Consider the following 18,145-nt stretch of genomic DNA (forward strand, 5'->3'; position numbering starts at 1 on the left):
TGCGGGGCCGCCCTTTTTCGCGTCTGTCTCATGCGCGCTGCTTGCCGCCCCTCATCGCCACCCAGGCCATGTCGCCGACCCACACGATGAGCACGGCTCCGGCGAGCTGGAGCACGTGCCGGGTCCAGTCGATGCCCCTGGTGTCGTTGACGCCGATCCAGGTCGCCACCGTGTTGCCCACCACGCTGCCGAGGATGCCGAAGATCACGGTCAGCCACAGAGGGATCTGCTGCTTGCCGGGAATGATCGCCTTCGCGATCAGGCCGAGCACGAGACCCACGATGATCGCCCATAACCAGCCCATGTCGTCCCTGCCTCCTCTGCGGCGCGCCGTGCGCATCTGGGCTCAGTCTCGGCCGGTCCGCCATATGCCGCATGTCGTACGCATCCGTACGACGGACGGCCGTAAAGGGTGCGTCCATGTGGGCCGGACCCGGTCTCTGACGTGGGCGGGGCCGGGCGTACGGTGGAAAGAGGCGGACCGGGGAGAGTCCCGCCACAGGCTGGCAGGTGGTGGATTGTGATGCGGAAGCAGAGCAGCGGCGAGGTCTTCCGGATCACCGGTGCGAGGCAGGGCCTCGCGGACGACGTCCGGGGCCGGCAGCGTCGCTATGTCATCTCGATGTCGATCCGCACGGTGGCGGTGATCCTCGGCGCCTCGCTGTGGAACGTCGAGCGGGTGGTCGCGATCGTGGCCCTGGTGCTCGGTCTGACGCTCCCTTACATCGCCGTCGTGATCGCCAACGCGGGCCGGGAGAACGCCTCTTCGCTCCCGTCGACGTTCGTGCGCACGCCGACGCGGCCGATGCTCACGCCGCCCGACGAGACCGGCGCGAAGGAACCCGGCGACGGCGACGCGGCCGGGACACACCACGAGGAGCGGCACGACCACACCCCCGACCGCACCTGACCACCGACTATCGGCGAAGCTCAAGAAAAGCTCAGATGAATCATGAACTTCAGGTGCCGGGCGGACGGTCCCCCATGACATACTTCGTACGCGCTCCGCATCCCCCGTCGGAGCGACAGACCGACGCCGGGCAGCTCCCCCCGTGGCTGCTCGGCGTCGCCTTGTTCGGGGCCTTGTCAGACGTAGTTGGTGGCCTTACCCGTGAGTGACGAAACCCCGATCTGTTCCGCCAAGGGCTGTCGTGCAGACGCCGTCTGGGTGCTCGCGTGGAACAACCCGAAGCTGCACACGCCGGACCGGCGCAAGACGTGGCTCGCATGCGAGGAGCACCGCGAGCATCTCTCCCAGTTCCTGGGGATTCGCGGATTCCTCAAGGACGTGGTGGCCCTCAAGGACTGGGACGGCTGACCCGTCCCTCCCCCGGCCGGCCCGTCCCCGTAAGCCGCAGATCGCGGACTCAGCCGCCGATCGCGGACATCGGGCGCTCGGGCTGGAGGAACGTCGGGTCGTCCAGACCGGAACCGGCCTTCTTGCCCCACATCGCGAGCTTCCAGATGCGGGCGATCTCTTCGTCCCCGCTGTCCGAGCGCAGGGCCGCGCGCAGGTCGGTCTCCTCGGTGGCGAAGAGGCACGTGCGGACCTGTCCGTCGGCGGTGAGCCGGGTGCGGTCGCAGGCCGAGCAGAACGGACGGGTGACGGAGGCGATGACGCCGACGCGGTGCGGTCCGCCGTCGACCACCCAGCGCTCGGCCGGGGCGGAGCCCCGCTCCTCGGAGCCCTCGGCCGTGAGGTCGAAGCGGGTCCGCAGGGACGCCAGGATGTCTCCGGCGGTGATCATGCCGTCACGCTTCCAGCCGTGCTGGGCGTCGAGGGGCATCTGCTCGATGAAGCGCAGCTCGTAGTCGTGCTCGACGGCCCAGGCCAGCAGGTCGGGGGCCTCGTCGTCGTTGAGCCCCGGCATCAGGACGGTGTTGACCTTGACGGGGGTCAGGCCGGCTTCGCGGGCGGCTTCGAGGCCCTCGATGACGTCCTTGTGGCGGTCGCGCCGGGTGAGGGTCTTGAAGACGTCGGGGCGCAGGGTGTCGAGCGAGACGTTGACCCGGTCGAGGCCGGCGGCCTTGAGGGCGGCGGCGGTGCGCTTGAGTCCGATGCCGTTCGTCGTCAGGGACATCTTGGGGCGGGGCTCCAGCTGGGCCACGCGCTCCACGATGCCGACGAGGCCGGGGCGGAGCAGGGGCTCGCCGCCGGTGAACCGGACGTCCGTGATCCCGAGCCGGGTGACGGCTATCCGGACGAGCCGGACGATCTCGTCGTCCGTGAGCAGGTCGGGCTTGGCCAGCCACTGCAGGCCCTCTTCGGGCATACAGTACGTGCACCTCAGATTGCACCGGTCGGTCAGTGAGACGCGGAGATCGGTGGCCACTCGGCCGTAGGTGTCGATGAGCACGAGGGCCCCCTCTCTTTCGCGGATCAATACCCTTCGAGACTACGTGATGGCTCCGACATCACGTCCCGCCCGATCCCACGGGAGCGGGACGGCCGCGTCGTAGGTCCCTACGACACAGGGCGGCGCGGCCGTCCGGATCCCCAGGTCAGTGCGCTCCCGTACCGGTGAGGGAGCGGACCTCCAGCTCGGCGTACTTGGCGGGGTCGGCCTTCTCCTTGGACAGGAGGGTGCCGAGCCAGCCGAGCAGGAACCCGACGGGGATCGAGATGATGCCGGGGTTCTCCAGCGGGAACCAGTGGAAGTCGACGCCCTTGAACATGGACGTCTTCGGGTTGCCGGACACGACGGGCGAGAACAGCACCAGGAAGACGGCCGTGAAGAGGCCTCCGTAGATCGACCAGAGCGCGCCCCGGGTGGTGAAGCGCTTCCAGAAGAGGCTGTAGAGGATCGTCGGCAGGTTGGCGGAGGCGGCGACCGCGAAGGCGAGGGCGACCAGGCCCGCCACGTTCAGGTCGCGGGCGAGGGCGCCGAGGCCGATGGAGACGATGCCGATGAAGACGGTCGCCCAGCGGGCCGCCTTCATCTCCTCCTTCTCCGAGGCGTTGCCCTTCTTGATGACGTTCGCGTAGATGTCGTGCGCGAACGAGGAGGACGAGGCGAGGGTGAGGCCCGCGACGACCGCGAGGATCGTGGCGAACGCGACCGCCGAGATCGACGCGAGGAGGATCGCGCCCCACGACGAGTCGACGCCGCCGAGGTGCAGCGCGAGGAGCGGCGCCGCGGTGTTGCCCGCCGGGTTGGAGGCGATGATCTCGTCGGGCTTGATGAGGGCGGCGGCGCCGAAGCCGAGGGCGATGGTCATCAGGTAGAAGGCGCCGATGATGCCGATCGCCCAGTTCACGGACTTACGGGCGGCCTTCGCCGTGGGGACCGTGTAGAAGCGGATCAGGATGTGCGGCAGGCCTGCGGTGCCGAGGACGAGCGCGATGCCGAGCGAGATGAAGTCGATCTTCGACGTCGGGGTGGCGCCGTACTTGAGGCCGGGCTCCAGGAACGCGGCGCCCTTGCCGCTGTTGGAGGCGGCCTTGCCGAGCAGGTCGGAGACGTTGAAGTTGAACTTCAGCAGGACCAGGAAGGTGAGCAGGATCGTGCCCGCGATGAGGAGCACGGCCTTGACCATCTGGACCCAGGTGGTGCCCTTCATGCCGCCGATCGTGACGTACACGATCATCAGGACGCCGACGAGGGCGACGATGCCGACCTTGCCCGCGTCGGACGTGATGCCGAGCAGCAGCGAGACGAGGACGCCCGCGCCCGCCATCTGCGCGAGCAGGTAGAAGATCGAGACGACGATCGTGGAGGTGCCGGCGGCGGTGCGGACGGGGCGCTGGCGCATCCGGTACGCGAGGACGTCGCCCATCGTGTAGCGGCCGGAGTTGCGCAGGGGTTCGGCGACCAGGAGCAGGGCGACGAGCCAGGCGACGAGGAAGCCGATGGAGTAGAGGAAGCCGTCGTAGCCGAAGAGGGCGATGGCGCCGGCGATGCCGAGGAACGAGGCGGCGGACATGTAGTCGCCGGAGACGGCGAGGCCGTTCTGGAAGCCGGTGAACTGGCGGCCGCCCGCGTAGAAGTCGGCGGCGCTGCGGGTCTGGCGGCCCGCCCAGACGGTGATCACCAGGGTGGCGAGGACGAACACCGCGAACAGCGCGATGATCAGCGGCCGGTGCTGCGTCGCCTCACCGGCGGCGAGTACCTGCGTGACTGCGCGGCTCATGCGCCGTCCTCCATCCGGGACTTGATCGCCTCGGCCCTCGGGTCGAGCTTGGTGGCGGCGTGGCGGGAGTACCACCAGGCGATGAGGAACGTGGTCAGGAACTGGGCGAGGCCCAGCACGAGCGCGACGTTGATGTTGCCGAAGACCTTGGTGCCCATGAAGCCGCCCGCGTAGTTCGACAGCAGGACGTACAGCAGGTACCAGGCGATGAAGGCGACGGTCAGCGGGAACGCGAACGAGCGGTGCGCGCGGCGCAGTTCGGCGAATTCCGGGCTCTCCTGCTCCGCGACGAATTGCGCCGTGGAGGGCGGTGCGGGGCGGGTGCCGGGGCCGCCTTTCGACGGTGGCGGGGCATCGGTGGCCACGGAGTCTCCTCGCGGTACGGGTGCGGCGGGTTCAGCGGACATGGTGGTTCTGGGACCTCACAGTGACGTGGATCACGCGGGCCGGGTGGCGATGGTAGGGCCGCCCGACGTGATCCGACAGGGGGCGTCGGTCGTGGTCGTGCCCCCTGATCAACGGCACGGGGACACGGGCGCGCCGGTTCAACTCCCTTACCGGGTCATGCGATTTCTTGGGGAATTCATTGCTGGCCTGCGAGGACCCGGGATACGTTCACCCCTGCACCACGCGTCACGCATCTGCCCGGGCACCACTGTGTTCGGGCTTTTCCATATACGACGGATGATGTGGAGATCCCATGGCTCATCTGCGCTCCAGACGCCGCGCCGCTCTCACCCTGCCGCTCGGCCTCGCCCTCACGGCCTCCCTCGGCTTCCTGCCGGGTGCGGCGTCGGCGGCCCCCGCCGACTCCCCCGCCCAGGCGGCCAGTTCGGTCTCGGCCGACGGTCCGGCGCTCGCGTACGCCGTGAACACCGGGACGGACGAGCGGACGCTCGCCTCCGTGAAGAAGGCGATCGGCGCAGCCGGCGGCACCGTCGTCGTCTCGTACGACAAGATCGGTGTCATCGTCGCGCACTCCTCGAACCCGGACTTCGGGAAGACGATCCGCGCGGTCAAGGGTGTGAGTTCGGCGGGTGCGACGCGTACGTCGCCGCTGGTCGCCGCAGGCACGACCGACGAGGGCGCGCCCAAGGCCCTGTCGAAGGCGCAGGCCAAGGCCCTTGCCACGCAGGCCACTTCGGGTGAGGAACCGCTCGAGGCCGACCAGTGGGACCTGCGGGCGATCGGCGCGGACAAGGCCGCGAAGATCAACCCGGGCAGCCGCAACGTGACGGTCGGCGTCATCGACACCGGCGTGGACGACACGCACCCGGACCTCGCCCCGAACTTCTCGGCGTCGCAGTCCGCGAACTGTGTCGGCGGCAAGGCGGACACCTCGCCCGGCGCCTGGCGCCCGTACAACCCGACCACCGACTACCACGGCACGCACGTCGCCGGTGAGATAGCCGCGGCCCGTAACGGGATAGGCGTCGCCGGGGTGGCACCCGGCGTCAAGGTCGCGGGCATCAAGGTGAGTGACCCGAACGACGGCCTGTTTTACCCGGAGAACGTGGTCTGCGCCTTCGTGTTCGCCGCCGACCACGGCATCGAGATCACGAACAACAGCTATTACGTGGACCCCTGGCTCTACAACTGCATGGACGACCCGGACCAGAAGGCCATCGTCGACGCGGTGAACCGGGCCCAGCTCTACGCCCAGAAGAAGGGCACCCTCAGCCTGGCGTCGGCCGGCAACTCCAACGACGACCTGGACTCGAACGCGATCGTCGACGACTCCAGCCCCGACGACGCGACGCCGGTCAACCGCACGATCGACCCGCACAAGTGCTTCGACATCCCGACGCAGCTCCCCGGTGTCGTCACGGTCAGCGCGACGGGTCCGTCGAACGCCAAGTCGTACTACTCCAGCTACGGCAAGAACGTCATCGACATCGCCGCACCCGGTGGCGACAAGTACAAGATCGCCGACACCCCGTCGAAGAACGGCCGCATCCTGTCGACGATGCCGGGCGGCCAGTACGGCTACCTCCAGGGCACGTCGATGGCGTCGCCGCACGCCGCCGGTGTCGCCGCGCTGCTCAAGTCGGCGCACCCGAACGCCACTCCGGCCCAGCTCCAGGCCCTCCTCAAGGCGCAGGCCGACAACCCGGGCTGCCCGAGCGAGCCCTACGACGGTGACGGCGACGGCGTCGTCGACGCCACGTGCGTGGGCGGCAGCCGCGTCAACAGCTTCTACGGCTTCGGCATCGTGGACGCGCTGGACGCCGTGACGAAGTGAAGTAGCCCCGCACGCAAGGCAGTTGGAAGGCACGGGGGCGGCATCGATCTGCCGCCCCCACCCCTGGACCCGAACGATTCCCTGGAGACACCATGACGGCGCCTCTCGCGCGCTCCCGCACCCTCCGCCGTTCCATAGCCGTCCCGGCCGGGATGGCTCTCGCCACGGCCCTCGCGTTCCTGCCGAACGTGACCGCGTCGGCTGCCGACCACGCCACGCAGGCGACCCCTGCCGCGACGGACGGCCCCGCTCTCAGCTATGTCGTCAACGTGGCCTCCGACGAGGGCAGTTCGGCGGCCGTCCAGCGTGAGATCACCAAGGCCGGCGGCACCGTCGTCATCGCGTACGACAAGATCGGCGTCATCGTCGCGCACTCCTCGAACCCGGACTTCGCGCAGACGATCCGCAAGGTCCACGGGGTCGACTCGGCGGGCGCCACGCGCACCGCGCCGCTGCCCGCCCAGTCGACCGGTGACGTCGGCACGCCGAAGACGCTGACGGCTGCGGAGGTCGCGGCCGCCGGCGAGCAGGCCGCGCCCGGCCAGGACCCGCTGGAGCCGTTGCAGTGGGACCTGCCGGCCATCAAGGCCGACAAGGCCCACGAGAAGACCCTCGGCAGCAGGGACGTCACCGTCGCCGTGCTCGACACGGGCGTCGACGACACCCACCCGGACATCGCGCCGAACTTCGACCGCGCGGCGTCCGCGAGCTGTGTGTCGGGCAAGCCGGACACGTCGGACGGCTCCTGGCGTCCGACCGCCGCCGAGAGCCCGCACGGCACGCACGTCGCCGGTGAGATCGCGGGCGCCAAGAACGGCGTCGGCATCACGGGTGTCGCCCCCGGCGTGAAGGTCTCCGGCATCAAGGTGGGCAACCCGGACGGCTTCTTCTACACGGAGGCCGTGGTCTGCGGCTTCATGTTCGCGGCCGAGCACGGCGTGGACGTGACCAACAACAGCTATTACACCGACCCCTGGAACTTCAACTGCAACGACGACCCCGACCAGAAGGCCCTGATCAAGGCCGTCTCGCGGGCCTCGCTCTACGCGGAGAAGAAGGGCGCCGTGAACGTCGCGGCGGCCGGCAACGAGAACAACGACCTCGCGTCGCACGAGCTCACCGACCCGGTGAGCCCGAACGACTCGACGCCGGGCGACCGCGTGATCGACCCGCACAACTGCCTCGACATCCCGACCCAGCTCCCGGGCGTCGTCACGGTCGCGGCGACGGGCGCCAAGGGTCTCAAGTCGTCGTTCTCCAACTACGGTCAGGGCGTCATCGACATCGCGGCTCCCGGCGGCGACTCGACGAAGTACCAGACGCCGGACGCGCCCGCCGTCTCCGGCCTGATCCTCGGCCCGGTGCCGGGCGGCAAGTGGAGCTACATGGCCGGTACGTCGATGGCGTCCCCGCACGTCGCCGGCGTCGCCGCGCTGATCAAGTCGACCCACCCGAACGCCTCCGCGGCGGACGTGAAGGACCTCCTGTACGGGCAGGCCGACGCGACGCCGTGCACCGACCCGTACGACATCAACGGCGACGGCAAGATCGACGCGGTGTGCGTGGGCGGCAAGGGCAACAACGGCTTCTACGGGCACGGCATCGCCGACGCGCTGGACGCGGTGACGAAGTAGTCGTGGTACGCGGTTGGGGGCGAAGGCAGGTCTTCGCCCCCAACCGCCTTTTCCTTACAGGTCAGTTGGCGATGAGGACCTTGAGCGCGGTGCGCTGGTCCATCGCCTTGTAGCCGGCGGGGACGCCTTCGATACCGACCGTCAGATCGAAGACCGGGGACGGGTCGAGCGTCCCGTCGAGGATGTCCGGCAGCAGCTCGGGGATGTACGTCCGCACGGGCGCGACGCCGCCGCGCAGGGCGATGTTCCGGTCGAACAGGACCGTGAGGTCGAGTCCGGTGGCGCTGCCGTGCGGTACGCCGACGAAGCCGATGGCGCCGCCGTCCCGGGCGATGTTCACGGCCGTACGCATGGACTGCTCGGTGCCTACGGCCTCGATCACGGCTCGGACGCCCTGGCCGTGGGTCAGGTCTCGGACGGCCTCTACGGCTTCGGCTCCGCGCTCCGCGACGACGTCGGTCGCGCCGAAGCGGCGCGCGAGGTCGGTGCGTGCCTCGTGGCGGCCGAGGGTGACGATCCGTTCGGCGCCGAGCCGCCTCGCCGCGAGCACCGCGCACAGGCCGACGGCTCCGTCACCGACGACGGCGACCGTGGAGCCCTCGCGCACGCCCGCGCCGAGCGCGGCGTGGTGGCCGGTGCCCAGGACGTCGGAGAGCGTGAGCAGGGCGGACAGGAGGCGGTCGTCGGAGGCGGCGTCGGCGGGCAGTTCGACGAGGGTGCCGTCGGCGAACGGGACGCGGACCGCTTCCCCCTGGCCGCCGTCGTAGCCGACCGCGCCCCAGAATCCGCCGTGCTCGCAGGACGTGGTGAGCCCTTCGGTGCAGTAGTCGCAGACGCTGTCCGACCACATGAAGGGGGCCACGACCAGGTCGCCGCGCCGGACGGTCTCCACCTCGGAGCCCGTCTCCTCGACGATGCCGAGGAACTCGTGCCCGATGCGCTGGCCGGGTTTGCGGGCCGATCCGCCCCGGTAGGCCCACAGGTCGCTGCCGCAGATGCACGCGCGCAGGACCCTGACGACCGCGTCCGTGGGGAGCTGGACGACGGGCTCCGGCACATCCTCCACGCGCACGTCGAACGGGGCGTGGATGGTGGTGGCGCGCATCAGCGGGGGTCCTTCGTGCGGGTCACGGGCGCCACCGGCGGATCGCGTGCATCGCGTACGGGGCACCTCAGGTCGGCGTCGGGCGCCTTTCACGGTACGCCGCCGCCTCGCCGGTCGGCGCGCTCACGGCCTCCAGGGAGCCGCGCGCCAGGAGGTACTGGGCGGCGATGTAGGTGAGCATCACCCAGAAGTCGGGGCGCGGGAGCTGCGGCCAGTGGGCGACGCCGGTCGCGATGAGGGTGTCGGACAGCAGGAACAGCGCACCGCCCAGCCCGGCCGTACGGCCCAGGCGCGACGAGCCGTAGGCCATCGCGGTCAGGAGCAGGCTGTATCCGGCGACGGGCCCGCGCATGTCGGCCGGCAGGTCGGGCCACAGGAGCGTCACGGTCGTGACGAGCGCGACGGCGTACGCGGCGGCGAGCAGCACGCCACGCGCGCGTGGCGTGCCCGCGCGCTTGAAGAGCACGAGGTAGCAGACGTGCCCGGCGGCGAAGGACCCCATCCCGGCGAGGAACGCGATGTCGGCGTGGAGGAGCAGCAGCACGTCGCCGCCCCAGCCGAACAGCAGGGCGGCGGTCAGCAGCCGTGGACCACCACGCACGACGACGTACGCGGCGAGCAACGGCATGAGCAGCGGCTTCGCCACTAGGTGCGGGGTGCCGGTGCCTGCGAGGAGGGCGACCAGGTCGACGGCGGTGACCAGGGCGAAGGCGGCCAGGAGGAGGCGGGCGGCGCGGTGACGGGCGGGTGACTCCACTCGCGGCCCCGCCACCGAGGCCGAGGCCGCCGTCACGCCGCGCCCTCGGTGGCCGTCTCCGGCGCCCCGACCGGACCCGTCCCACCCTCCGCCGCCAGGGCCGGCTTCGGCTGCCACCCCGGCCCGCCGAACACCCGGCCGCCGCGCTCGCGCCAGCTGGTGGCCGCCTTGAGGTCGCGGGCGATGGCGACGTACTCGTGGGTCGCGACCCTCAGCGGGTTGTACGTGTTGATGTTCTTGGTCAGGCCGTACACCGGGCGCTCCGTCTCGGGCACGAACGTTCCGAAGATCCGGTCCCAGATGATCAGGATGCCGCCGTAGTTGCGGTCCAGGTAGCCGCCCTGGGAGGCGTGGTGGACGCGGTGGTGGGACGGCGTGTTGAGGACGAACTCGAAGGGCCGGGGCAGCTTGCCGATGCGCTCGGTGTGGATCCAGAACTGGTACACGAGGCTCACCGACGACAGGAACGCGACCGCCGCCGGGTGCACGCCGCACGCGACGAGCGGCAGGTAGAACGGCCACACCGTGAGCGTCGTCCACGGCTGGCGCAGCGCGGTCGAGAGGTTGAACTTGCGGCTGGAGTGGTGCACGACGTGGCAGGCCCACAGGAGGCGGATGACGTGGTGCTCGCGGTGCGACCAGTAGTAGAAGAAGTCCTGCGCGAGCAGCATCAGCGGGATCGTCCACCACAGGACGGGCACGCGCAGCGGCGTCAGCTCGTAGACCGCCGTGTAGATCGCGACGATCGGGATCTTCCACAGCAGGTCGAAGACGAGGCTGCCGAGCCCCATCCCGATGCTCGTCGCGGCGTCCTTGGTCTCGTAACCTGCGGCGTCGTCATCGGGATGGACTCGTACGCTCACGATCTCCAGGACGGTGAGCAGTACGAAGGCCGGGATCGACCAGAGGACGACATCGGGCAGGTTCGGCGACATGTCTGCACCGTAGAGCCACGGGTCGGCGAGGGCTAGGGGGTGTTACCGACAAGTATTACCGAAGGTAATGCTCGCGTTATTGGCGCCTTCCGCCATTGATCTACGCGCCCTCCGTGCTTCCAGGAGCAGGCCGATCTCCGAGACGGCCGCACTTCAGGAGTCCCGTCACACCCCGGCCGCCCCCAGCAGCGACCCCGCCCCGTACGTCACGGCCATCGCGAGCGCCCCGCCGGCCATGTTGCGCAGCACCGCGGGCCGCACCGCCGCCGAGCCCATCCGGGCACTGCTCCACCCGGTGAGGGCGAGCGCGGCGAGCACGGAGACCACCGTGACGGGCAGCCGCCAGGCGCTCGGCGGCAGCACGATCGCGAGCAGCGGGAGCAGCGCGCCGACCGTGAAGGCGAAGAAGCTCGCCCAGGCGGCGTGCCAGGGGTTGGTGAGCGCGTCGGGGTCGATACCGAGCTCCACGCGCGCGTGCGCCCGCAGCGCGTCCCGTTTCGTGAGCTGCTCGGCGGCCTCCCGCGCGACCTCGGAGCTGAGGCCGCGGTCCTCCAACAGGCCGGTCAGCTCGGCGAGTTCGGCCTCCGGTTCCTCGCGCAGCTCCTGCTTCTCCTGGGCGAGCGCCGCCTTCTCGGAGTCGCGCTGGGTGGACACGGAGACGTACTCCCCCGCGGCCATCGACATGGAGCCGGCGAGGAGTCCGGCGAGGCCCGCAGTCAGGAGTGCGCTCCGGTTCTCGGTGACGCCGGCCACGCCGACGACGAGTCCGGCGGTGGACACCACCCCGTCGTTGGCGCCGAGCACGGCGGCGCGCAGCCAGTTGAGCCGCGCCCCGAGCGCGCCGCCGTGGGCCTCGTCGTGCGCTGCGTCGTTCGCGTCGTCAGTCACCGGACGAGCATCGCACCCCGCGTGTCACCAGATCCGAACCGACCCTCCAATGGCGAACACCGGGCTGGTCGCGTCCTTGGGCGGCTCCTTGAGGGGTTCGTCCAGTTCCTTGACGGTCGGTCCGACGCGGGCGGCGATCGGGTCGAGCAGGGCGAGGTCGAAGCCGTAGACGCGGGCCGCGTTGCCGCCCACCATGGCCTCGATCTCGTCGCGCGGCACCCCCGCGTACGCGAACCGCAGCCCCTCGCGCGTGTACGGGTACGTGCCCTCGTCGTGCGGGTAGTCGCTGCCCCACATGATCTTGTCGAGGCCGATCCGGTCGCGCAGGGGCACCTCGTGCGGGCGCATGAAGCTGGCCCCCACGTAGCAGTTGTCCCGCCACACCTCGGACGGCCTGTCGCCCATCGAGTCGGCGAGGCCCACGCCGAACTTGGCCTCCGCCGTGGCCGCCCGCGTCGACGCGGCCACGAGACGCCCGTGGTAGTAGTCCAGCATGTCGAGGACGCCGGGGATCCAGCCCGAGCCCTGTTCGGTGAGGACGAGCTTCAGGTCCGGGTGACGGCGGAACGCGCCGCCGAAGACCAGGTGCCACAGGGCGCGGTGCGAGAACCACGTCGTCTCCACCATGAAGACGGCGCGCGCGGCCGGTTCCTCCCCCAGCGGCGGGGACGCCGATCCAGCGTGGTGGTTGACCGGCACCCCGAGTTCGGCGCAGGCGGCCCAGATCGGGTCGTACGCCGCCGAGTGGAGTTCGGGCAGGCCCGAGCCCGGTGGCGTGCCGGGGAGCAGGAGGCCGCCCTTGAGCCCTGCGGCCGCGGCCCATCTGATCTCCTTGACGGCTTCGTCGACGTCGTTGAGGAGGATCTGGAAGACGCCCGCCCGGCGCCCGGGGGCGGCGGCGCAGAAGTCGGCGAGCCAGCGGTTGTGCGCGCGCAGGCCCGCCCAGCGCTGCTCGAACTCCTCGCGCGTCGGCGCCGGGGCCATCAGCGCGGCGGAGGGGAAGAACGGCGGGATCGTGTTCGGGAAGACGACCTCCGCGACGATTCCGTCCGCTTCGAGTTCGGCGAGCCGGCGGTCCGAGTTCCAGTTCCGGTCGGCGGTGTCCGCGAGCAGATCCGCGTACGGATTGACGTACGTGGCCGCCCACGCGTCGAAAGCGTCGTGGTGACGGGACGCCAAGTAGGGCCGGTAGTCGAGGAGATCGGCACCGGCGTGGCAGTCGGCGGAGATGACGGTGTAGCGGTTGTCCGGTGCGGTCGTGCCGTCCGGTGTGGTGCTGGCGTCCGGTCCGGTCATGGCGTCACCCCGAGCGTCGGGAAGTCGTGGTCGGTCAGCCAGTGGCGGCCCACGTCGCGCGAGCGTGCCCAGGAGGCCTCGACGGCGCTCTGGTCGGCGTCCTGCCCGAGGTCGGCCGGGGTCGGCCCGATCCGGCGGGCGAGCGGCGCCAGCTTCCCGGTGTCGAAGCCGAACACCTCGGCGGCGGCGAGCCCCAGCATCCGGCGCGTCTCGGCCACCGGGATGTCGTGGAACGTCTTCCGCAGCCACGTGCGCGTGTCGGGCCAGGTGCCCTCGGGGTGCGGGAAGTCGCTGCCCCAGAGGATGTTGTCGACGCCGATCTCGTAGCGCTGGGCGAGCTCGCGGCGCTTGGTGTTGGTGGCGCAGATGAACACCTGGCGGTCCAGGTACTCGTGCGGCGGACGCTTCAACTCCGCGAACGGGGAGAGCTTCTTGCCGCCGTGGGCGCCCAGATAGAGCCGGTCCATGAACCAGAGCAGGTTCGGCAGCCACCAGCAGCCCGACTCGGCGACCCCGAACTTCAGCCCGGGGTGGCGCTCGAACACCCCCGACCAGAGCAGGAACCACAGCGGCCGGGCCGGCCACCAGGTCACCTCGCTGACGTAGATGCCCAGGTGGTCGCCGTACTCGTGGCGCGGCGCCGCCCCCGAGTGCGTCACGACCGGCATCTGGCACTCGGCCGCCGCCGCCCACACGGGGTCGTAGCGGCTCGCGTGGTACGGGTCGTGGTCGACCCACATGGACGGGATCATCAGGGCGCCGAGGCCGGACTCCTTGGCCCGGTGCACCTCGGCAACGACCTTGTCCGGGTCGGCCGTGATGGGCAGCAGGGCGACCCCGCAGTGCCGTTCGGGGTTCTCGGACACGAAGTCGGCGAGCCACCGGTTGTGCGCCTGCGCGCCCGCCATGCCGAGGTCGGGGTCCTGGTCCCCGGAGAGCCCGAGGCCCACCCCGAAGGGCGCGGCCGTCCGGCTGTCCACGGCGTCCGCGTCGGGGAAGACGACCTCGGCGGCCACCCCGTCGCCGTCCAGCTCCTTGAGGCGCTGCGCGGTGTCCCAACCGCCGCGCAGCCCTTCCTCGTTGTCCTGGAACCACTTGGCGGCGAACGCGTCGTTGCGGATGCCGAGCCGCGTCGCCTCCGCGCGGCGGGCGTCGCGCTCCCCGAGGAAGTCGTCGAAGGCCCGGTGGAAGCGGCTGTCCAGATAGGGCCGGTACTCCTCGGTGGGCAGCCCGGCGTGGCAGTCGGAGGAGATGATCAGGTACGGGTCGTGCACGGATTCCTGGTCGGTCATCACACGTCCCTCAGTCGAGAATGAAGCTCTCCAGATACGCCGGGTTCGCCCGGTCCAGCATCGACCGCGACCTGGCCTTGATCTGCCGGTCGCTGTGCTCGCTCTCGGGCAGCAGCCAGAAGCGGTCCGCCGCGATGCCCTCGGCCACGAGGTCCGCGACCTGCTCGACGGGCGTGAACTCGACCTCGTGCCCCGCCTCCTTCATCGCCGCCTCCCACTTGTCGAGGCTGCGGTACGGGGTTTTGCGCGGCCGCTCCTTGGCGTACCGGTCGGGCCGGTTGCGGTGCGACTCCCACAGGCCGGTACGGAGCATGTGCGGGCCCGGGAAGAGGACGGAGGCGCCCACGCGCGCGTGCTCCGCCCGCAGATGCGCGTACAGGGACTCCGTCATGGTGACGACGGCCGCCTTGGTGACCGCGTACACGGAGGCGGTGGGCAGTGGGGCGATGCCGCCGTCGCCGGAGGACGTGTTGACGATGTGGCCGGGCTCGCCGCCCTCGATCATGCGTGGGACGAAGGCCTGGATGCCGTGGAAGACGCCCCACACGTTGACGGAGAACGCCCACTTCCAGTCGTTGGGTTCGTGCTCCCACATGCGTCCTTCGGCGCCGGAGCCGACACCCGCGTTGTTGCAGAGCACATGGACGGCGCCGAAGCGGTCGTACGCGTCGTCGGCGAGGGCCATGACCTGGTCCCGTTCGCCGACGTCGACCACGCGCGCGTGCACGGTCGCGCCGTCCTCGCGCAGGCCGGCGGCGGCCTTCTCCAGAGCGGACTCCTCGACGTCGGCGAGGACCACCTTGAGGCCGTCCGCCGCGAACCGGCGCGCCATGGCGAGCCCGATCCCGCTCGCGGCTCCCGTGACGACGGCCACCTGTCCCGCTTCGAGCCGCATCAGACGCTCCCCTCGGGCGGCCCGTCGAGGATCTGCGCCGGGTCGTCGTAACGCTGGTGGATGTACGGCAACAGAGCCTCGGCGCTGACCCGTTCGACGACCTTGCCGGTCTGGTCGGTGGTCTTCTCGCCGATGGTCAGCTCTACGAGGGTGCGCACCGGAAGGTCGGCCACCGGGTCGTACATGGACTCGCGCAGGACCACGTCTCCGGTGAGCTGCTCCAGCTTGCGGACCTTCTCGTTGCGTACGCAGTGCACGAGGACCGGCTCCACGTCGAAGCCCGAACCGTCCACCGCGGGAAGGAACTTGAAGTAGAAGTCGGTCTTGCGGGCGGGCTCGGGCAGGGGCAGCGGGCCGCTCACGGCGCCGCGCACCTCGACGAAGGCGATGCCGTGCCGGGCGAGCGCGGCGTGCACCATGAGGCCGTTGCGCTCGACGGTCACCTCGCCGAGTTTCTTGGGCTCGCCGAACACCTCACGGCCGCCGATCAGGGCCCGTTCGTGGGTCATCGGCATGACGAGCGGATACCAGCCCTCCACGCCGCCGTGCTCCGCGGCGACGGCGACCGAACCCGCGCCGAGCGGGTAGCCGGGCAGGTCGACCTGGCTGATGTTGGCCCGAACCAGCGGGCGGGCGGTGGGTTTGAGGGGCGGCGGGAGGACGGCCGCGACGGCGTCCGGGTCGCTCTCCCAGACGGCCACCACACCGGTGGACCAGATGTCGGGAAGCTTCGAGCTGGCGGTGCGCGAGGCGGCGATCTCCGCCTCTGTGCGCGCTCCGTATCGAATGCGTGCCATGTCGTATCACCCTTCGTCGGCGCTCAGTCGCGCGGACTTGTGTGGACGGACGTGCACTTGCGGGCTGCTCTGTAACACAGTTACAACAGACCTCGTGAAGGGTAAAGACACGCGCACCCGACTCGACCGGGAACAGGTCCTCGACGTCGCCGCGAAGCTGGTGAAGCAGCAGGGCCCTCAGTCACTGACGATGCGCAAGCTCGCCGCCGAGCTGGGTACCGCCGTCACCTCGATCTACTGGCACGTCGGCAACCGCGAGTCGCTGCTCGAAGCCCTCGTCGAGCGCACCGTCGCCGACCTCGGGGAGATCCGCCCGCGCGGCGCCACCCCCGAGCAGCGCGTGGCCTCCGTCGCGCGCGCCCTGCGCCGTCAGCTGCGGGATCATCCGCATCTGGTCGCGATGGTCCACGAACGCGGCCTGACCGAGCGGATGTTCCTCCCCGCCCAGCAGGCCCTCGTACGCGAGGTGCACGCCGCCGGGCTCCGCGGCAGCCGCGCGGCAGGTGTCGTACGGGCCGTGCAGTTCCATGTCGTCGGCCATGTCTTGGTGGAGCGCCAGCGTGAGCGGTCGCCCGCGCAGCGGCCCGGCGAGGAGGAGCTTTGGGACACCGGGACGGCGCAGGGCGATGCGGCTCTCGCCCGCGCGCTCAGCCGCCCGGCCGACCCGGACAAGGTGTTCGACGCGTCCGTCAGGGCACTCGTGGCAGGGCTGTTGCGGACGTAGGGGACATAACACCCAATGGGGCGTGGGGTGCCGGGCGGACCGGGCGTCAGAACTGTCAGCCGTGGCCCGTATCCTCAGGGACCATGCTCGAAGACCAGACGACCGCCGCGTCCGCCGATCCGTGGCCGGCCGCGTATCCGCAGGGATACGCGGTCGTCGACGTGGAGACCACCGGCCTCTCCCGGGACGACCGGATCATCTCCGCGGCCGTCTACCGGCTCGACGCCCGGGGCGAGGTCGAGGACCACTGGTACACGCTGGTCAACCCCGAGCGCGACCCGGGCCCCGTCTGGATCCACGGCCTGACGAACGACGTGCTCGAAGACGCGCCCCTCTTCAAGGACATCGCCGAGGAGTTCGCGGCCAAGCTCGACGGCCGCGTGCTCGTCGCGCACAACGCGGTCTTCGACTGGTCGATGATCGCCCGTGAGTACGCGCGCGCGGAGCGCACCGCCCCGGTCCGCCAGCGCCTGTGCACCATCGCGCTGTCCAAGGAACTCGCGCTCCCCCTGCCCAACCACAAGCTGGAGTCCCTCGCCGCGCACTTCGGCGTCGTGCAGCGCCAGGCGCACCACGCGCTCGACGACGCGCGCGTGCTCGCCGAGGCGTTCCAGCCGAGCCTGCGGGCGGCCGCGAGCAGTGGCGTACGGCTGCCGCTCCTGGAGTGCCGGCCGCTCACGGAGTGGACGGACGGCGCGGCCCGCATCGGCCGTCAGGCGTCGGCGCCCTCGTCGTCCGGGCCATACGGCGGAGGCAGCGGCGGCTGGCGCCCCTCACGCAAGCGGCCGGCGTGTCCGCACCCGAACCCCGGACGGTACGAACCGGGCAAACCGCTCAAGCAGGGCATGAGGGTGGCGTTCTCCGGGGACACCTCCGTGGACCGCGAGCTGCTCGAGGACCGCGCCTTCGAGGCCGGGCTCCACATCGCGACGAGCCTGTCCCGGCTCACCAGCCTCCTCGTCACGAACGACCCCGACTCGTACACGTCGAAGGCCGTCAAGGCGAAGCAGTACGGGACCCCGGTGATCGACGAGGCGGCCTTCGGGCAGCTCCTGCGAGACGTCGCCCCCGCGTCAGACGGGTGAATTGCGCGGCGACTCGCCCGCCCGCCGCTCGCCCCGCACGCCCTTGGCACCCAGTCTGTGGCGCATGGCACGTTGTGAGGTCTGCGGAAACGACTACGGGATGTCCTTCGAGGTGCACGCGCAGGGCGCGGTGCACGTCTTCGACTGCTTCTCCTGCGCCATTCACCGCATGGCGCCGATCTGCGAGCACTGCCGGTGCCGCGTCATCGGCCAGGGAGTCGAGGTCGACGGGCGCTGGTTCTGCGGGGCGCACTGCTCCCGCGCGGAGGGGAAGGTGGGCATCGTCGACAAGGTCTGACCCGCTGCCCGCGACCCCCTCGGGTCCACCCCCGTGATGTCACCCCACGACCGAGTTGTACGGTCG

At 70.6% G+C, this 18,145-nt stretch carries 19 protein-coding genes; 7 read left to right on the forward strand and 12 right to left on the reverse strand.

The genetic code is table 11. From position 1 onward, the window contains the following. Positions 1–28: 28 nt before the first annotated feature. The gene (locus ABZ893_RS34765; protein WP_361412169.1) at positions 29–304 is read right to left on the reverse strand and encodes a GlsB/YeaQ/YmgE family stress response membrane protein; all 276 of its coding nucleotides are present in this window, start codon (positions 302–304) and stop codon (positions 29–31) included. Between the two features lie 219 nt (positions 305–523). On the opposite strand from ABZ893_RS34765, the gene ABZ893_RS34770 reads away from it, so the two are divergent. Together ABZ893_RS34770 and ABZ893_RS34775 are read left to right on the forward strand one after the other, a co-directional pair. Further along, positions 524–910, forward strand: a complete 387-nt coding sequence (locus ABZ893_RS34770) for a DUF3099 domain-containing protein (protein ID WP_361412095.1) — start codon at positions 524–526, stop codon at positions 908–910. 201 nt (positions 911–1,111) lie between these two features. Beyond that, a complete protein-coding gene (locus ABZ893_RS34775; protein WP_361412096.1) occupies positions 1,112–1,318 on the forward strand; it encodes a hypothetical protein in 207 nt (68 codons plus the stop codon). A 49-nt stretch (positions 1,319–1,367) separates the two neighbouring features. Here ABZ893_RS34775 and moaA read toward each other — a convergent pair whose 3' ends face one another. From moaA to ABZ893_RS34790, 3 genes are all read right to left on the reverse strand, one after another. Then, positions 1,368–2,357 carry a GTP 3',8-cyclase MoaA gene (gene moaA, locus ABZ893_RS34780; protein ID WP_361412097.1) on the reverse strand — a complete coding sequence of 330 codons (990 nt, stop codon included), beginning with the start codon at positions 2,355–2,357 and terminating at the stop codon, positions 1,368–1,370. Between the two features lie 145 nt (positions 2,358–2,502). Next, complete coding sequence (locus ABZ893_RS34785; protein ID WP_361412099.1) at positions 2,503–4,131, reverse strand: cation acetate symporter; 1,629 nt, start codon at positions 4,129–4,131, stop codon at positions 2,503–2,505. Next, positions 4,128–4,496: a DUF485 domain-containing protein gene (locus ABZ893_RS34790; RefSeq protein WP_361412101.1), complete on the reverse strand. Its 369-nt coding sequence runs from the start codon at positions 4,494–4,496 to the stop codon at positions 4,128–4,130. The genes ABZ893_RS34785 and ABZ893_RS34790 overlap by 4 nt, the downstream gene beginning before the upstream one ends. A 335-nt stretch (positions 4,497–4,831) precedes the next feature. Here ABZ893_RS34790 and ABZ893_RS34795 point away from each other — a divergent pair, with 335 nt between their 5' ends. Then, on the forward strand, positions 4,832–6,373 hold the full coding sequence (locus ABZ893_RS34795) for a S8 family serine peptidase (RefSeq protein ID WP_361412103.1): 1,542 nt from the start codon (positions 4,832–4,834) through the stop codon (positions 6,371–6,373). 92 nt (positions 6,374–6,465) lie between these two features. Continuing rightward, positions 6,466–8,007: a S8 family serine peptidase gene (locus tag ABZ893_RS34800; RefSeq protein WP_361412105.1), complete on the forward strand. Its 1,542-nt coding sequence runs from the start codon at positions 6,466–6,468 to the stop codon at positions 8,005–8,007. A gap of 61 nt (positions 8,008–8,068) precedes the next feature. On the opposite strand, the gene ABZ893_RS34805 is transcribed toward ABZ893_RS34800, so the two are convergent. The 8 genes from ABZ893_RS34805 to ABZ893_RS34840 all read right to left on the reverse strand — a co-directional run bounded on the left by ABZ893_RS34805 (position 8,069) and on the right by ABZ893_RS34840 (position 15,972). Continuing rightward, on the reverse strand, positions 8,069–9,112 hold the full coding sequence (locus tag ABZ893_RS34805; protein ID WP_361412107.1) for a zinc-dependent alcohol dehydrogenase family protein: 1,044 nt from the start codon (positions 9,110–9,112) through the stop codon (positions 8,069–8,071). Between the two features lie 67 nt (positions 9,113–9,179). Beyond that, positions 9,180–9,869, reverse strand: a complete 690-nt coding sequence (locus tag ABZ893_RS34810; protein ID WP_361412109.1) for a lysoplasmalogenase — start codon at positions 9,867–9,869, stop codon at positions 9,180–9,182. 32 nt (positions 9,870–9,901) lie between these two features. Continuing rightward, positions 9,902–10,804 carry a sterol desaturase family protein gene (locus ABZ893_RS34815; protein WP_361412111.1) on the reverse strand — a complete coding sequence of 301 codons (903 nt, stop codon included), beginning with the start codon at positions 10,802–10,804 and terminating at the stop codon, positions 9,902–9,904. A gap of 165 nt (positions 10,805–10,969) precedes the next feature. Beyond that, the gene (locus ABZ893_RS34820) at positions 10,970–11,692 is read right to left on the reverse strand and encodes a VIT family protein (protein ID WP_361412113.1); all 723 of its coding nucleotides are present in this window, start codon (positions 11,690–11,692) and stop codon (positions 10,970–10,972) included. Between the two features lie 24 nt (positions 11,693–11,716). Further along, complete coding sequence (locus ABZ893_RS34825) at positions 11,717–12,988, reverse strand: amidohydrolase family protein (RefSeq protein WP_361412115.1); 1,272 nt, start codon at positions 12,986–12,988, stop codon at positions 11,717–11,719. Further along, positions 12,985–14,280, reverse strand: a complete 1,296-nt coding sequence (locus tag ABZ893_RS34830) for an amidohydrolase family protein (RefSeq protein ID WP_361412117.1) — start codon at positions 14,278–14,280, stop codon at positions 12,985–12,987. The genes ABZ893_RS34825 and ABZ893_RS34830 overlap by 4 nt, the downstream gene beginning before the upstream one ends. Before the next feature lie 10 nt (positions 14,281–14,290). After that, positions 14,291–15,175, reverse strand: coding sequence for an SDR family NAD(P)-dependent oxidoreductase (locus tag ABZ893_RS34835; RefSeq protein ID WP_361412119.1), 885 nt, complete (start codon positions 15,173–15,175; stop codon positions 14,291–14,293). Continuing rightward, complete coding sequence (locus tag ABZ893_RS34840) at positions 15,175–15,972, reverse strand: acetoacetate decarboxylase family protein (RefSeq protein ID WP_361412121.1); 798 nt, start codon at positions 15,970–15,972, stop codon at positions 15,175–15,177. Before ABZ893_RS34840 ends, ABZ893_RS34835 begins: the two co-directional genes overlap by 1 nt. Positions 15,973–16,066: 94 nt before the next feature. Between ABZ893_RS34840 and ABZ893_RS34845 the strand changes: the two genes are divergently transcribed. From ABZ893_RS34845 to ABZ893_RS34855, 3 genes are all read left to right on the forward strand, one after another. Continuing rightward, positions 16,067–16,696 (forward strand): TetR family transcriptional regulator, encoded by a 630-nt coding sequence (locus ABZ893_RS34845; protein ID WP_361412123.1) that lies wholly within the window; start codon positions 16,067–16,069, stop codon positions 16,694–16,696. 83 nt (positions 16,697–16,779) lie between these two features. Then, the gene (locus ABZ893_RS34850; RefSeq protein WP_361412125.1) at positions 16,780–17,781 is read left to right on the forward strand and encodes a DEDDh family exonuclease; all 1,002 of its coding nucleotides are present in this window, start codon (positions 16,780–16,782) and stop codon (positions 17,779–17,781) included. Between the two features lie 64 nt (positions 17,782–17,845). Further along, positions 17,846–18,079 carry a hypothetical protein gene (locus ABZ893_RS34855; RefSeq protein WP_361412127.1) on the forward strand — a complete coding sequence of 78 codons (234 nt, stop codon included), beginning with the start codon at positions 17,846–17,848 and terminating at the stop codon, positions 18,077–18,079. Positions 18,080–18,145 lie beyond the last annotated feature (66 nt).

Source organism: Streptomyces sp. NPDC046821 (genome assembly GCF_040645335.1).
GTDB lineage: Bacteria > Actinomycetota > Actinomycetes > Streptomycetales > Streptomycetaceae > Streptomyces.